This is a genomic window from Streptomyces sp. NPDC031445 (assembly GCF_055581365.1).
Genome location: NZ_JBVIJO010000028.1, coordinates 29,578 through 43,890 on the forward strand (window position 1 = coordinate 29,578; position 14,313 = coordinate 43,890).

Genomic DNA, 14,313 nt, shown 5'->3' on the forward strand with positions numbered 1-14,313 from the left:
CGCGGCGGCTCACCCAGAACGGGTCGAGCAGCACCGTGTGTGCCGTGCCAGTGGTCTCCATGACCGGATCAAAGCACACCCGGGAAGGTGCGTCCACCACGCATCCCGCAACGTGAGACACCCTCGTTGTGCTGGTGAATACCGCCGCCGCTGTGGTTATCTGGCTGCATGACCGTGCTCGTGACCCGCCGCCACGTGGACTACGCGCGTGTCACCACCACGGGCTGTTCCGCCGCGAGCTGACGCCGCGCTCCGGCTTCTGACCAGCGTCTTTCTCACCGTTTCACGCTGACCGCCGCCCTTTGCCGGGGGCGGCTTCCAGCGCTGCGGTTCCCTCACGCCTTCCCCGCTCTCACCCTCCGCACAGGGAGCAGCCCCATGAGCCAGCCCGTCGACTCCGTCACCGCCGGTCACACCCCCGAGGAAACCTCCGCCGGGCCTGACACCTCCGCGTCGTCCTTCGAGACCAAGCACATCCATGCGGGTGCCGCGCCGGACCCGACGACCGGGGCGCGGGCGACGCCGATCTACCAGACGACGTCGTTCGCGTTCCGGGACCCGCCGGAGAAACTGTTCACCCGCCCCCGCCACCACCGTCGAGTCCATCACGAGCCGAGGGTCGTATGAGCACTCCCGCCATCACGTCACTGGCCCTTCTCACCCCGGGCAACTTCACCGACGACGACCCGTACACGGGCCTTGAGGAGACGCTCCAACTCTTCGAGTACGGCGAACGATCGGGTTTCGACGGCGCGTGGATCCGACAGCGTCACCTCGAACACGGCGTCGGCTCGGCCGCCGTGTTCCTCGCCGCGGCCGGCCAGCGCACCGAGCGGATCGAACTGGGCACCGCGGTCATCCCGATCGGCTACGAGAGCCCCTTCCGCCTCGCCGAGGATCTCTCGCTGGCCGACGTCCTGTCCCGGGGGCGCCTCCAGGTCGGCTTCAGCACCGGGATGCCGCACGCCGACCTGCTCGGCGACCTGGTGTACGACGGGGACTGGCGCGGCTTCGACCTGTCGTACGGCAGGATCGCCCGCGTCCTCGACAACCTGCGCGGCGACTACCTCGGTGGCCCGGACACGCTCATCCACTCGCCGGGAAACGTCCAACGCCCGCGCCTTCAGCCGCACGACCCCGGTCTGGCGCAGCGCGTCTGGTACGGCGGCGGCAGCCTGCGCTCGGTCCGCTGGGCCGCCGAGAACGGCCTCAACCTGCTGTCCGGCAACATCGTCACCGGCGAGGGCACCGACGACTTCACCACAGCCCAGCTGAACCTGCTGGCCGAGTACCGCCGCACACTGTCCACGAAGGACGCGGACCGTCCGGCGCGGGTGGCGGTGGGGCGGGTGATCGTGCCCTTCGACAGCGCCGACGCGACCGGCCGGGCCCGCTACCGCGCGTACGCGGCCGGCCGCCACGAACGGACCCTGGCGCCCCAGGGACCGAAACGCACCCTGTTCGCCCCCGACGTGGTGGGCACCGCCGAGCAGATCCTCGAACAACTGGCCGCCGATCCCGTCCTCGCGGAGGTGTCGGAGCTGCGCCTGGAACTGCCGTACGAGTTTCACCGGGAGGAGTACGAACAGATCCTGCATGATGTACGACATCTGATCGCCCCGGAGCTGGGCTGGCGTCCGGCGTCCCTGACGGCGCAGGAGGCAGCCGTCCGATGAGTCTCCTTCCGGAACCGGCCGTGCGACTGGAGGTGTGCACCCGCCGAGCCGTTCGCTGACGGCCACCGCTTCGCCGAGGCGGGCGCGTACGAGGTGCGGTTGTTCTTCGACCGGGGCGTCGGCTGCACGAACTCACCGAGGAGTTCCTGACGTGGCTCTGAGCGTCGGCCGGCGGCATACGCGCGCAGGAAGGTGCCGACCGCAGCCTCGGCCAGGACACGCATCCCGGCCGTGGCCAGCTTGCGCGTGCCGAGGCGGGAGCGGGGCTCCAGCGGGCCGGTGACCAGGGTGAGCGGTTGCTCGGCGGCCAGGGCGGGGGCGCAGGGGCGCGGGTGACCGGAGACGGTGAGCCGGGCGAGACGGTCCGGCCATCGAGGCACGCGAACGCCTCGGCCAGCCTGCGGTGCCCTGGAACCGGCCGCGCGCACCCCGCCCGGCGAGGACCCGGCCCGGGTCGCCGAGGAGCACACGGCGGCCTTCACCGCACCATCCGACGCCAGGCCAGCGCGGTCAGGTCCACGAGCCCGCGGGGGCATCGGAGCGTCCGGGGCGACAGGGACGGCGACCGGGCCGCACCGACCTCCGGCGACGGGCCGGGCTGCCGGCTGCGCCCCAGTCCCGTCGTGGTGTGCCGGACGTGGACCGGCGCGGTCCGCCGGGACGGACGCGGCGGTCCGATACCGTCACGCGTGCGGTCCCTCCGAGAGCGTCCTGGTGAAGTGTGTGACGGGGCGTTCCCGGGGTTCGCCGTCGACGGTGATGTCGACGGCCTCGTTGTAGAAGGCGAGGAGTCCCTTGATCGGGCCGACCGCGGGCAGCGGGTCCGGGTAGGACCAGACGACGTTCGACGGGATGCCGGACTCGCCGCGCCAGGACCAGTACTCCGCCGTGCCCTTGTAGGGGCAGCCGGTGTGGTGGTCGGTGGGTTCGAGCAGGTCGAGGCGGACGTCCTCGCGCGGGATGTAGTAGCGCGTGGGCAGCCCGGTCTCGAACAGCAGCACGGGGCGGTGGGTGTCCGCGACGACCGTGCCGTCGATCTGGACCACGAGGTGGCGGCTGCTCGGGATGGCGTCCACGCGTTTGTGCGGGTCGCGGGGGTGGATGAAGATCTCTTCCTCCTCCTCGTACCAGTGGTCGAGGCCCCGGCCGGTGCGCCCGAACCACTCGAAGGCGATGTGACCGGCGAGGTCGGCGGCCGGGAACGTCCAGGCGGCGTTCTCCAGCAGGTCGCCGTCGATGTCGAGGTCGTAGAAGATCCGTGAGCCGGTGTGCGTGCCGGTCGGGGGGTTCTTCGCGGGGCGGAGCAGGTCCTCACGGACCTCGGTGCGCGGGAAGGCGTACAGCGGGACGGGGACACCCGGCTCCCAGACCAGGACGGGATGCCGGCTGTCGACGACCGTCACCTCGCCCTTGCGGCCGCGTACCCAGCGCTCGCCGGGCTCCCAGAGGAGGCCTTCCGGGGTGGTCCGCACGGCCTGTGCGGTGGGGAACGTGGTCATGAGCTGCTCTCCTCCGGCCGGCTCACGCGGTGACTTCCGCGACGTAGGGGCGGTTCTCGCGCCAGGCCGCGAGCTGCTCGGGGCGGCCGAACACGCGCAAGTACTCCTCGACGTTACCGCTGGCCCGTTCCCACACGGAGACGGGTTCGAAGTCAGAGCCGTCCGGGTCGGCGAACTCGGGCAGCGGTGCGACGACCGTGTCCAGGCTCGGGTGGACGAAGACGGCGGACGAGCGCCGGGTCACCGAGCCACCGGCCACCACGCGGTGCCGTCCGGGGCGCAGCCGGCCCTCCGTCCAGTTCGTCAGCAGGGTGCCGGTGAACACCTGGAGGGCGCCCGGCCGGATCGGTACGGGGGTCCAGGTGCCGTCGGGGCGCTGACCCTGCAGGCCCGCGTAGTCGCCCTCTTGGTGGAGCACCGTGAGCACGGAACCGTCGGCGTGTTCCAGGAGGAGGAGCTTCTCCTCGTCCGACGCACCCGGGTGCGGCCACTTAGGGTAGTTGTTGACGACCACCGTGGTGTAGACGTCCTCGCCGAGCGGGAAGGTCTGCGCGGGGACGTCCAGCACGCGCGCGTACAGGCCGAGGACGCGGCGGGCGACGTCCACGAAGGCGTCGTGATAGCGCTGGGTGGCCGCGCGCAGCCCGGGCTCCTGCGGCGGCCACACGTTCGCGTGCTCGTAGAGGGTGGCGTGTTCGGCGGACAGTCCGGCGGTCCTGGCCGCTTCCGTGTCGTCGTACTGGGCGATGCTGAACCGTTCGAGCTCCAGGCGTCCGAAGTCGTCCGGCCACTGGCGCCAGCCGCGGTAGGGGTGTCCGGTCGGGCTGGCCAGTCGCTCCTTCTCCGCGCGCGGCAGGTCGAGGACGCGGCGGAAGCCGTCGTCGAAGCCGGCGATCACCTCGGTGGGCACGCCGTGGTTGACCACCTGGATGATGCCGATGGTCTCGGCGGCGGTGCGCACGGTGGCGAGCAGGTCTTCGGGGGCGTCGGGGGCGAGGGCGGCGGCGAGGTCGATGACGGGGATGTCGTCCGACATAGTTCAGGCTCCTTCGGGGTTCAGTGGGTCAGGGGTCGCAGGACGTCCGCGAGGGACTGGGGGTCGGCGTGGACGGTGACGATGTCTGCGTCGGGTACCTGGGCGCGAAACCGGTCGAGGGAGACCGCGTCGAGCGGGCCGTTCTCGGTCCGGATGAGCAACGGGGCCTGAATGGTGACGAGTTGATCCCAGAGCGTCTCGTCGTCGAGGGCGGTGGGCGCGTCGGCGGGCAGGCTGCCGAGGTGGTGGCGCCAGGACCAGGTGCCGTCCGCCGCCTGCTCGGTCTCCCGTTCGGCGGTGCGGGCCGGGTCGGTCGCACCGCGCTCCGCCAGCCAGGTCGCCGCCTGCTCACGGGTGGCGAACTCCGGGCTGGGCTGCGGCCACAGCCGCAGGCCGGCTGACGATGCGCCGGGCAGCGCGTCGATGAGGACGAGACGCCCGGCGCCGTGCGGGAACTTCGCCTTCAGCGCGATCGCGGCCAGCCCGCCGAATCCGGCGCCCACGACGGGCACGCCACCGGGCGCGAAGGAGCGGACGGTCTCCTCCAGCGTGGCCGCCAGCCGGCGCGGGCGGTAGTCGCCCCGGCCGCGCCTGCTGGAGCGGCCGTGTCCGGGCAGGTCGAGGGCGACGGCCGGCCGCCCCAGGGCCAGCAGTACGTCGTCCCAGGAACGGGCGCTCAGTCCGGCGTCGTGGAGGAGGACGACGGTGGGCTTCCGCGTGTGCCAGAAGACGCCGCCGACGTGGCCGCCGGTGGCGACGGTCACCCAACGGCGCTGGATGGCGGGGGCGTTCGGCAGCCCGGCGAACTCCTCGGCGGCAGTGTTCGTGGGCGTAGTCGTGGTCGCGGTCGTGGTCGTGGTCATCAGGGCTCCTGGTGCTCGGGGCGGTCATGGGGTCACAGGAGGTCGGCGGCCACGCCCGGCGCGGCGGAGGCGGGAATGCCGGCGGGCAGGTCGGAGGGGTCCAGGTGGCAGCGCACGACATGGCCCCCGCCGAGGTCGTTCTCCGGGGGCGGCACGTCCTCGCACAGCCCGGTGATGCGGCGCGTACAGCGCTCGGCGAACCGGCAGCCGGCCGGTCGTGCCGGGGCGTTCGTCGGGGTGGCGGGCGGGCCGGCCACCACCAGGCGGGAGGCCGCCTCGACCAGCAGGGCGGTGTACGGGTGCGAGGGACCGCGCAGCACGCCGGACGCGGGCCCCTGCTCGACGATCACCCCGCGGTACATGACGGCGATCCGGTCGGCGAGATGGCCGACGACCGCGAGATCGTGCGAGATGAAGAGGTACGACGTCCCTGTACGGTCCCGCTGATCGGCCAGCACGTCGAGCACGGCCGCCTGCACGCTGACGTCCAGGGCGGACACGGGCTCGTCGCAGATCACCAGATCGGGCCGGCCCGCGAAACTCCGGGCGATGGAGACGCGCTGCTTCTGCCCGCCGGACAGCTGCGCGGGGCGGCGGTCCAGGAGGTCGGGGTCGATGCTGGTGCGGTCCAACAGGGTGTCCAGGGACGCGGCGGAGGGATCTCCGAGCGTGGCGAGCGATCTTTTCAGGACGGTGCGCACGGTGTGGCTGGGATTGAGGGAGGCGTCCGGGTTCTGGAAGACCATCTGGATGCGCGGGCGTACCTCGGCATCACGCCGGCTCAGGCGCGCGGGGAGGGTTTCGCCACGCAGGCGCAGTTCGCCCTCGCCGTCGGGGCCGAGCCCGGCGACGGCCCGGGCGAGGGTGGTCTTGCCGCTGCCCGACTCCCCCACCAGACCGAGGATCTCGCCCTCGCCGATCGTCAGATCGACATGGTCGACGGCGACGGTGCTCCCGAACCGCCGCACCAGGTCACGCACTTCCACGAGGGCGGCTGCGGACTCACTCGGTGGTGCACCGCCCACTGCCGTACGCGCCCCCGTGCCGGCCTCCCCCGGATGCAGGCAGCGCACCGCCCGGCCCGGTACCGCCTCCGCGTCCAGCGCGGGTTCAGCGGTCCTGCACGCGTCCTCCGCCAACGCGCAGCGCGGCGCGAAGGCGCAGCCCGTCGTGGCCTCACCGGGTAGCGGCAGCCGGCCGGCGACGGGCCGCAGCGGGCGTTCGGCGCGCGTCGCGCCGAGCACCGGCACGGCCGCCAGGAGGCCGGCGGTGTACGGGTGGGCCGGAGTGGCAAGAACCTCGCTCACCCGCCCCACCTCCACCAGCCGCCCCGCGTACAGCACGCCCACCCGGTCGCACATCCGGCCGATCAGACCGAGGTCGTGGCTGACGAAGACCACGGCGGCGTCGAGTCGGCTCCGCAACTCCTTGAGCAGGACCAGCACTTCGTGCTCGACCGAGGCGTCGAGGCCCGTCGTCGGCTCGTCGAGGATCAGCAGGCGGGGCTGTGCGGCCAGAGCGGCGGCGATGACGACACGCTGCTGCTGGCCGCCGGAGAGCTGGTGCGGGTAGCGGCGGGCGAGCCGCTCCGGGTCGGGCAGCCTCACCGTGCGCAGGAGGCCGACGACGCGCGTGGCGGTCTCGGCACGCGTCAGACCTCTGCCGCGCAGGACTTCGGCCAGTTGGGCGCCGACCCGCATCGTGGGGTCCAGCGAGCCCGCGGCGTCCTGGTGGACGAAGGCGAGCCGGGACGCCCGCCATTGCCTCAGCTGCCGCCCGCCGAGGCCCAGTACGTCGGTGCCGTCCAGCCGTACGGCACCGCCCAGCACCGTGCCTCCCGGTGCGAAGTGCCGGGCGATCGCGTACGCCAGGGTCGACTTGCCGCAGCCCGACTCGCCGACCAGGCCGAAGATCTCGCCGGGGGCCACCTTGAAGGACACGTCGTGCAGTACCTGGTCGGGGCCGTAGGCGGTGCTCAACTCCTCGACGACGAGTCCCTGTCCGGCCGTACTCATGTCTCGCCCCCTGCGGCCCGCCGTGAGCTGTCCGCGACCAGCGCGACCCCGACCACCAGCGAGACGATCGCGAGGGCGGGCGCGAGGACCGTCCAGGGCGCGGTGCCGAGCCAGACCCGGTTGTCGGCGACGGTGGCGCCCCATTCCGGTGAACCCGGGGGCTGGCCTAGGCCGAGGAAGGAGAGGGTCGCGGCGGCGAACACGGCGTCGCCGAGCCGGGAGGTGGTCTCGACGTACACGGTGCGGCGGACGTTGGGCAGCATCTCGCGGCCGAGCAGCGACCACAGCCGCTCACCGCGGAGCAACGCGGCTTCGACGTAGGGCTTCTCACGCTCGACGAGGGTCGCCGCCCGTACGCTGCGCGTGACCAGCGTGGTCAGCGCGGCCGCGACGACGAGGACCAGTACCCCAGGGGAGCGGCCGAGCAGCGCCGCGAACAGGACGGCGGCGATCACGGCGGGGAAGACGACCAGCGCGTCGACGATCCGCATCACCACCTCGTCCAGCCAGCCGCCCACGCCCCCGGCGAGCAGTCCGACCATGGTGCCGGCGAGGACGGCCAGCGCGGTCGCCGCGGGTGCCACCTCCAGGACGGGGCGTGCCCCGGCCAGCATGCGGGAGAAGACGTCACGACCGAACTGGTCGGTGCCGAGCAAGTGTTCACCGCTCGGCCCCAGGAACCGGTCCCGGGGGCGCTGGACGTCCGGGTCGTACGGCACCAGGTGCGGCCACGACAGCGCCACGGCGGTCCACAGCACGATCAGGGTGGCGCCGAGAACGGAGGCGAGAGGCAGCCGCCCCACGCGACCCAGTGGCCGCAGAACGACGGTCATGGTGGTCAAGCGGCACCCCCGAGGCGTATCCGCGGATCGAGCAGCCGGTAGACCACGTCGGCCAGCAGCACGACCAGCATGTACAGGACCCCCAGCGTCATCGCGCCGGCCTGCAGCGTCGGCAGGTCCTTGTCCTGCGCGGACTGGAGCAACAGAGCACCGGCGCCGGGGTAGTTGAAGAGCAGCTCCACCACGACGATGCCGCCGAGCAGGTACTGCAACTGGACCCCGAGGGCGCTCGTGGCCGGCACCGTGGCGTTGCGCAGGACGTGCCGGACGACGATCCGGGCCGGTCCGGCCCCGCGCAGCCGGGCCGCGCGCACGTAGGGGCCGTCGACGACGGCGATGGTGCTGGCGCGCACGTGCCGGGCGACATAGCCGGTGCACACCAGCACCAGCGAGATCGCCGGCAGCAGCAGGTGCCACAGGGTCTGGCCCAGGCCGTCGGCCCCGGGCCGGGTCTGCGCGGACGCGGGCAGCCAGTTCAGTCGCACCGAGAACACCACGATCAGGACGACCCCGGTGACGAACTCCGGTGTGGCGCCCAGCGCCAGGGTCGCGGCGGTGATCGTCCGGTCCGGCACCCGGCCGTGGTACAGCCCCGCTATCAGGCCGAGCGTGAGCGCGACGGGTACCAGCAGCACGAACGCGAACAGCGCCAGGAACAGCGAGTGGCCCAGCCGCTCCAGGAGCAGTCCGCGCACGGGCACGTGCAGGGTGTACGACGTGCCCCAGTCGCCGGTGACGAAGTGCCCGAGCCAACTGCCGTACTGCATGACGAGCGGCCGGTCGAGGCCGAGTTCGTGGTCGAGGGCGCGCACGGAGTCGTCGGACGCCTCGCGGCCGAGGACGGTGCGGGCCACGTCGCCGGGCAGCACCTGGGTGGCGAGGAAGACCAGGAGCGAGACCCCCAGCAGCGTCAGCGGTATCGCGGCGAGCCGCCGCAGCAGGAACCTGGTCATGTCTCAGACCCGGGAGACGGTGGTGAAGTCGACGTACTGGCTGGGGTGGGCCTCGACGCCCCGGAATCTGTTGCCGTTGTAGGCGCGCGCCGCGCCGCTCCAGTACGCGATGACGATCGGCACGTCCTCGTGCAGGGCCTTGGCGATGATCTCCGCCTGCCGGCGCCGCTCGGCGTCGCTGGTGGCGGTGTCATAGGCCTCGGCGGCCGCGTCGAGTGCCTTGTTGGCGTACTTCGAGCCGTTCCAGACGCCGTTGCTCTTCACCATCGGGATGATGAACTGGCTGGGCACGGCTCTGCCCGCCCAGCCGACCAGGTTGGCGGTGGTGAACAGCCAGGGCGTGTCCTTGGCCTGGTCACCGCCGTAGAACTCCTTCGAGGACCGCTGGTCGAGGTCGACGGTGATGCCGACCTCCTTCAACTGGCTCTGGACGGTGACCGCGTGGTCCTTGTTGGGCGGGTCGAAGGTGAGGGAGAAGCGCAGGCTCTTCAGGCCGGCCGCCTTGAGCAGTTCGGCGACCTTCGCCTTGTCCTTGGCACGCTGCTCGATGTCGGTGGGCGCGGCCGGGAACAACGGAGCGAAGAGGTGATCGTTGCCGAGGTCGCCGAGTCCGCTGCCGGCGGCCTGGCGGACGGCGGGCCGGTCGAGGGCGTAGGCGACGGCCTGGCGGACCTCTTTCCGGTCGAAGGGCGCCTTGTCGACGCGGAGGGTGAGGACGGTGGCTCCGGTCCCCCTGACCTTGTCGACGGTGACGCCCCCGCTGTTTCCCAGGGGTTCGACCAGCGCCGGCCGGCTGAGGAACTGGGCGTCTGTGTCACCGGACTGCAGGGCGACGAGGTCGGCCTGATCGTCGGCGTAGAACTTCACGTCCACCCCGTCGAGGTAGGGCCTGGGGTTGTCCCAGTACGTCGGGTTGCGCACGAAGGAGGCGCCGGTGGAGACGTCGTACGACGTGAGGGTGAAGGGGCCCGTGCCGATGCCGTGCTCGGCGAAGTCGCCGGCGTAGTCCGTCTTGAGGATCACGGCGTTGTAGTTGCCGGCCGACACCAGGTACGGGAAGTCGGAGAAGGGCCGTTCGAGGGTGAAGACGACGGTGGAGTCGCCCTGGGTGCTCACGCCGCCCGCCTTGAGGACGGTGTCGAACGCGGACAGGGCCGCCGACTTGTTCTTCGGGTCGAGCAGCCGGTCGAACGAGGTCTTCACCGTCGCGGCGTCGAGCTTCGTGCCGTCGGAGAAGGTGACGCCCTCGCGCAAGGTGAAGGTCCACTTCCGGGCGGACGTGTCCGAAGCCCACTTGGTGGCCAGCCGCGGTACCAGCTTGAAGTCCTTGTCGAGCCAGATCAGGTATTCGGCGACCAGTTGGCAGAGGGCGATGGCGGTTCCGTCGTACGCCGTGACCGGGTCGAGGGCGGTGGGCGGCGGCGGGGCGCCCACGCGCAGGGTGCCCCCGCGCCGGGCCGGGCCGGTGGCCGGCGCCGTCGCCCGGGCCGACGCGTCGTCCGCTGCGCCCGGCGCGCAGGCCGAGAGCAGGGCGGCCAGGGCGCCGCCGCCGGTCAGAGTGAGGAAGCCGCGGCGAGAGGGGCCGGCCGGCAGGACGTCCTGCCGGATCTGGGGCGGTGCGTCGGCATCGGATGCAGGCATGGGTTCTCCAGGGAACGACCGACGGCACGGCACAACCTGGGGAGCTGTACACGGGCGTGTGCGGTACAGGCAGAAAAGTGACAGGTGAAGAAAGGCGGAACGTGAAGGAGCGAGGGGCCGAGGGCCGTCAGAAGGCCGGCGCGGTGGGCTCGGTCGGACGCCTCAGCGCTGCGGACAGGCGCACGTGCCGACGCGCAGCAGATCCACGTGGATCCTCCTGGTCAGCAGCGTTTTCGCGGTCACGACTCATTGATAACAGCCCGGCTCGGCGGTAGACAATGCGGGATCTGTTTCAGAATCGAGAAACTCTGCCGCAAAACTCCGCCCGTAGACTTCCCGGCATGACCGACTGCCGCCGCGCGCCCTCGCGTCTCGCCGCCGGCTGTCGTCGCCACGGTTGTGACGACCACCGGACGTCTCCGAGGCACGACAAGGGAGTTGCTCGCGATGCAGTCACCGGCGTACATACGGCCCGATGGCCCTTCGGGCGGCACGCCTGACATCGGTCACTCGACGATCGACGAGTTACTGGCCCGCGCCCGCAGCCGCCTGCGGCGGCTGGCTCCCGAGGACGCGGCCGCCGAACTCGCGGACGGCGCTCTGGTGGTGGATGTCCGCGCGGACATGGTGCGGCTCGCCGAGGGCGAGATCCCCGGCTCCCTCGTCATGGACCGGAACGTGCTGGAGTGGCGGCTGGACCCCTGCAGCACCTGGCGCATCGAGGAGGCCACCGACCACTCCCTGCGGGCGATCATCATGTGCTCGCAGGGGTACATGTCGAGCATGGCCGCCGCGGGCCTGCACGATCTCGGACTGGTGCGGGCCACCGACATCGTCGGCGGTTACGAGGCCTGGCGTGCCGCCGGTCTGCCGGTGGTGCCGGGCGGCACGCTGCCAGGCTCCTACGTGGCCGCCGCGCCGCCCTCGATCAGCCTCGACCCGGGCGGCCGGCGCATGCTGGTGGACGGCGCTCCGGTCGCTCTGACCCCGCTGGAGTTCCGGCTGCTGACCGCCCTCCTGCGCGGCAACGGCCGGGTCATCACCCGGGAGGACCTGCGCTCGGGGCTGGGCGAATGGGCGGGCAGCCGCAGTCGCTCCGTCGACCTGCACATCCACCGCATCCGTCGCAAACTCGGCCCGCGTGCCGCGGCTCTGCTGACGACGGAACGAGGCGTCGGCTTCCGTCTGCGCGCGACACCGGCACCGGCCGAGGGCGGCTGACGGCCCAGGTCACGACCGTCGCGGCCGGACGGCTCCGACCACGGAACGCTGCCCTCCCCGCCGGCCACCTTCCCCTCCGCCACGGGCCCGCGTCGTCGGTGGTCCGCGGGTGGGTCCGGCGCTGTCGGCCGGTGACCCGCAGCCGGGCCACCGCCCGATAAGGCACGATGAGACGAGGCCGCGCAGGCTGATGACTTCACATCCACGGCCGTCGCGCCTTACACCGCCTGCGCCTGCCGGCGCTCCCACTGCCCCTTCGTGATCTCGTACCGCACACCCCCGTGCTCGGAACCCTCAACCGCGATCATGTCGTCCGGCGTGGGGATGCTCTCCGTGAGCGTCATCCCGAGCTTCTCCATGACGTTGCGCGAAGGGCGATTCACGGTCATCGTCTCGGCCCAGACCATGCGGATGCCGAGCTCGGCGAACCCCTTCGCCAGCAGCGCCCGCGAGACCTCCGTGGCGTAGCCCCGCCCCCAGGCCGCCTGGCGCAGGCGGTAGCCGAGCTCGGCCTCCTCACGCGGGCCGCTGCGCAGTGGACGCAGGCAGAACCAGCCGACGAACGCTCCGCCGTCCTTCTCGTACGCAGCGAAGAGGCCGAGGTCGTGATCCCAGCGCTCGTAGCCGGCGAGGATGCTGGGGATGACGAGGTCGCGGACCTCCTCAGGCGCGGTCGGAGCGCCGCCGGTCAGGTAGCGCATCACCGCCGGGTCGCTGTCCAACTCGACCAGTAGGTCCGCATCGGCGGCGACGAAGGGGCGCAGAGTCAGGCGCTCGGACTCGAGGTAGGTGGTCACGTGAGGATGATGGCCGAGCCGGTTCGGAGGGTCCAGGGAGTTTTCGGGACGCGCCTGTCACCAGGTGGGGTGCTGGAGGAGCAGCAGCATGGCACGGCCGCCTTCACGTCACCGCCGAGGACCCACATCTATCCGCTGCCCAAGTCGTCAGCGCAGGGGGTGAGGATGAGCGGCTTGCAGTAGTGGGCGGCTTGGAGGCCCCACAGTAGATAGGTAGCCAGGCGACCGTCCTTGTCCCGGCCATCAACGAGTGGCTGTGACCGGCACATTCGATCCACGCCCTAGTCGGGAGGTGACTCGTCGGCGAGCTGGTTGCTGCGGTTGATCTCCGGCATGTGCGTCTCGGCCCAGACCCGCAGGGCTGAAAGCGGTCTTTCGAGGGAGAGACCGAGCTCGGTGAGCCGGTAGTGGACGGCGGGCGGCACGGTGGGTTCCACGCGGCGCGCGACCAGGCCATCGCGGGCCAGGCTCTGCAGGGTGACGGACAGCATCTTCTGTGAGATGCCCGGGATACGGCGCCGTAGTTCCGCGAAACGGAGCTCGCCCGGAGCCTCCTCGGCCAGCACCTTGACCGCCATCGACGTCCACTTGGTGCCTATACGGTCGAGCAACTGGCGGGTCGGGCAGCGCGGATCCAGCAGGTCACCGCGCTCACCGGGCCGCCGGTCACGTCCGCCGGGCTTCGACGTGGTCACCCCGGGCTCACCACCTGAAGGGAAAGTGCCGTCTTGGGCGGACCAGCATAGTTCCCTAGCGTGACCTGGTCACCATCACTCACCACACCTGGAGCCCCTGCATGCCCGAGCTACGTCGCGTCCCCGCCAACGGTGTCGAACTGAACGTCGCCCTCGCCGGATCGGGCCCGGCCGTCCTGCTGCTGCACGGTTTCCCGCATACCTGGGAGCTGTGGACGGACGTCATGGCCGACCTGTCCGGCCACTACCGCGTCATCGCGCCGGACCTGCGCGGATTCGGCGCGAGCAGCCCGGCCGCCTCCGGGTACGACGCGGACATCCTGGCCGAGGACGCCGCGGCGCTTCTCACCACGCTCGGCGTGTCCTCGGCTGCAGTGGTGGGCATCGACGCGGGCACCGCGCCGGCCTTCCTGCTCGCCCTGCGCCGCCCCGGTCTCGTCCGGCGCCTGGTCGTCATGGAGTCCCTTCTGGGCAGGCTACCCGGCGCCGAGGACTTCCTCGCCGACGGGCCACCGTGGTGGTTCGGCTTCCATTCCGCCGCACCCGGCCTTGCCGAGACCGTGCTGGAGGGCCACGAGGCCGCCTACGTCGACTGGTTTCTGAGCGCCGGCACGCTCGGCGACGGGGTGCGCCCCGCCCTCCGGGACGCCTTCGTCCGCGCATACACGGGCCGCCAGGCGTTGAGCCGCGCATTCTCGTACTACCGGGCCCTGCCCGAGAGCGCGGTACAGATCGAGCAGGCGGTCGCCAGTGCCCGCCTGACGGTGCCGACGATGGCGCTGGGCGCCCGGCCTGTCGGTGCCGCGCTGGAACGTCAACTCCGCCCGGTCACCGACGATCTCACCGGACATGTCATCGAAGACTGCGGCCACATCATCCCGCTGCACCGGCCGCGCGCCCTGCTGACGCTGTTGCATCCGTTCCTGGCCGGTGAGGACGCGAGAGCAGCGTGACCGGGCCGGGGTTGACATTCGATGCACGCCCTAGTAGTGCTTCGTTACGTCGTGTGATCTTTCCTGGTGGTGGGCATCTTCTCCGATATGAGGCTGGGGGAGGTGGAACGGCTCCGGGGTGA

14 protein-coding genes and 1 pseudogene are annotated in these 14,313 nt (G+C 71.7%); 4 read left to right on the forward strand and 11 right to left on the reverse strand.

Going from position 1 to position 14,313, the window contains the following annotated elements:
* Window positions 1–378: 378 nt before the first annotated feature.
* Window positions 379–558: pseudogene (locus ACZ5DC_RS39280) on the forward strand (O-acetyl-L-homoserine sulfhydrolase); the annotation flags it as partial.
* Window positions 559–623: 65 nt separating this feature from the next.
* Entirely contained in the window at window positions 624–1,676 is a 1,053-nt protein-coding gene (locus ACZ5DC_RS39285; protein WP_468661076.1) for an LLM class flavin-dependent oxidoreductase, read from the forward strand.
* Here the strand turns inward: ACZ5DC_RS39285 and ACZ5DC_RS39290 are convergent.
* The 9 genes from ACZ5DC_RS39290 to ACZ5DC_RS39330 all read right to left on the reverse strand — a co-directional run bounded on the left by ACZ5DC_RS39290 (window position 1,568) and on the right by ACZ5DC_RS39330 (window position 10,768).
* On the reverse strand, window positions 1,568–2,212 hold the full coding sequence (locus ACZ5DC_RS39290; RefSeq protein WP_468661078.1) for a TetR/AcrR family transcriptional regulator C-terminal domain-containing protein: 645 nt from the start codon (window positions 2,210–2,212) through the stop codon (window positions 1,568–1,570). The two genes, ACZ5DC_RS39285 and ACZ5DC_RS39290, sit on opposite strands and share 109 nt — an antisense overlap.
* A gap of 147 nt (window positions 2,213–2,359) precedes the next feature.
* Window positions 2,360–3,175: a DUF427 domain-containing protein gene (locus ACZ5DC_RS39295; RefSeq protein WP_468661080.1), complete on the reverse strand. Its 816-nt coding sequence runs from the start codon at window positions 3,173–3,175 to the stop codon at window positions 2,360–2,362.
* Window positions 3,176–3,197: 22 nt separating this feature from the next.
* A complete protein-coding gene (locus ACZ5DC_RS39300) occupies window positions 3,198–4,211 on the reverse strand; it encodes a 2-oxoglutarate and iron-dependent oxygenase domain-containing protein (RefSeq protein WP_468661082.1) in 1,014 nt (337 codons plus the stop codon).
* Between the two features lie 20 nt (window positions 4,212–4,231).
* Window positions 4,232–5,074: an alpha/beta fold hydrolase gene (locus ACZ5DC_RS39305; RefSeq protein ID WP_468661084.1), complete on the reverse strand. Its 843-nt coding sequence runs from the start codon at window positions 5,072–5,074 to the stop codon at window positions 4,232–4,234.
* Window positions 5,075–5,106: 32 nt separating this feature from the next.
* On the reverse strand, window positions 5,107–7,089 hold the full coding sequence (locus ACZ5DC_RS39310; RefSeq protein WP_468661086.1) for a dipeptide ABC transporter ATP-binding protein: 1,983 nt from the start codon (window positions 7,087–7,089) through the stop codon (window positions 5,107–5,109).
* Complete coding sequence (locus tag ACZ5DC_RS39315; protein ID WP_468661088.1) at window positions 7,086–7,922, reverse strand: ABC transporter permease; 837 nt, start codon at window positions 7,920–7,922, stop codon at window positions 7,086–7,088. The genes ACZ5DC_RS39310 and ACZ5DC_RS39315 overlap by 4 nt, the downstream gene beginning before the upstream one ends.
* A 5-nt stretch (window positions 7,923–7,927) precedes the next feature.
* Window positions 7,928–8,884, reverse strand: coding sequence for an ABC transporter permease (locus ACZ5DC_RS39320; protein WP_468661090.1), 957 nt, complete (start codon window positions 8,882–8,884; stop codon window positions 7,928–7,930).
* A gap of 3 nt (window positions 8,885–8,887) precedes the next feature.
* Window positions 8,888–10,525 (reverse strand): ABC transporter substrate-binding protein, encoded by a 1,638-nt coding sequence (locus ACZ5DC_RS39325; protein WP_468661092.1) that lies wholly within the window; start codon window positions 10,523–10,525, stop codon window positions 8,888–8,890.
* A 162-nt stretch (window positions 10,526–10,687) separates the two neighbouring features.
* The gene (locus ACZ5DC_RS39330) at window positions 10,688–10,768 is read right to left on the reverse strand and encodes a putative leader peptide (RefSeq protein ID WP_450757472.1); all 81 of its coding nucleotides are present in this window, start codon (window positions 10,766–10,768) and stop codon (window positions 10,688–10,690) included.
* Window positions 10,769–10,972: 204 nt separating this feature from the next.
* Between ACZ5DC_RS39330 and ACZ5DC_RS39335 the strand changes: the two genes are divergently transcribed.
* Entirely contained in the window at window positions 10,973–11,746 is a 774-nt protein-coding gene (locus ACZ5DC_RS39335; RefSeq protein WP_468661094.1) for a winged helix-turn-helix domain-containing protein, read from the forward strand.
* A 218-nt stretch (window positions 11,747–11,964) separates the two neighbouring features.
* Here ACZ5DC_RS39335 and ACZ5DC_RS39340 read toward each other — a convergent pair whose 3' ends face one another.
* Window positions 11,965–12,543, reverse strand: a complete 579-nt coding sequence (locus ACZ5DC_RS39340; protein ID WP_468661096.1) for a GNAT family N-acetyltransferase — start codon at window positions 12,541–12,543, stop codon at window positions 11,965–11,967.
* A gap of 281 nt (window positions 12,544–12,824) precedes the next feature.
* Window positions 12,825–13,238, reverse strand: coding sequence for a winged helix-turn-helix transcriptional regulator (locus ACZ5DC_RS39345; RefSeq protein WP_468661098.1), 414 nt, complete (start codon window positions 13,236–13,238; stop codon window positions 12,825–12,827).
* Between the two features lie 101 nt (window positions 13,239–13,339).
* On the opposite strand from ACZ5DC_RS39345, the gene ACZ5DC_RS39350 reads away from it, so the two are divergent.
* Window positions 13,340–14,191, forward strand: coding sequence for an alpha/beta fold hydrolase (locus tag ACZ5DC_RS39350; protein ID WP_468661100.1), 852 nt, complete (start codon window positions 13,340–13,342; stop codon window positions 14,189–14,191).
* Window positions 14,192–14,313: the final 122 nt, after the last annotated feature.

What these genes read in the sequence shown, in the direction of transcription:
- ACZ5DC_RS39350 (WP_468661100.1), top strand. Translation starts at nt 13,340, where the DNA reads ATGCCCGAGCTACGTCGCGTCCCCGCCAACGGTGTCGAACTGAACGTC.
- ACZ5DC_RS39285 (WP_468661076.1), top strand. Translation starts at nt 624, where the DNA reads ATGAGCACTCCCGCCATCACGTCACTGGCCCTTCTCACCCCGGGCAAC.
- ACZ5DC_RS39325 (WP_468661092.1), bottom strand. Translation starts at nt 10,525, where the DNA reads ATGCCTGCATCCGATGCCGACGCACCGCCCCAGATCCGGCAGGACGTC.
- ACZ5DC_RS39310 (WP_468661086.1), bottom strand. Translation starts at nt 7,089, where the DNA reads ATGAGTACGGCCGGACAGGGACTCGTCGTCGAGGAGTTGAGCACCGCC.
- ACZ5DC_RS39295 (WP_468661080.1), bottom strand. Translation starts at nt 3,175, where the DNA reads ATGACCACGTTCCCCACCGCACAGGCCGTGCGGACCACCCCGGAAGGC.
- ACZ5DC_RS39335 (WP_468661094.1), top strand. Translation starts at nt 10,973, where the DNA reads ATGCAGTCACCGGCGTACATACGGCCCGATGGCCCTTCGGGCGGCACG.
- ACZ5DC_RS39320 (WP_468661090.1), bottom strand. Translation starts at nt 8,884, where the DNA reads ATGACCAGGTTCCTGCTGCGGCGGCTCGCCGCGATACCGCTGACGCTG.
- ACZ5DC_RS39315 (WP_468661088.1), bottom strand. Translation starts at nt 7,922, where the DNA reads ATGACCGTCGTTCTGCGGCCACTGGGTCGCGTGGGGCGGCTGCCTCTC.
- ACZ5DC_RS39305 (WP_468661084.1), bottom strand. Translation starts at nt 5,074, where the DNA reads ATGACCACGACCACGACCGCGACCACGACTACGCCCACGAACACTGCC.
- ACZ5DC_RS39300 (WP_468661082.1), bottom strand. Translation starts at nt 4,211, where the DNA reads ATGTCGGACGACATCCCCGTCATCGACCTCGCCGCCGCCCTCGCCCCC.
- ACZ5DC_RS39290 (WP_468661078.1), bottom strand. Translation starts at nt 2,212, where the DNA reads ATGCCCCCGCGGGCTCGTGGACCTGACCGCGCTGGCCTGGCGTCGGAT.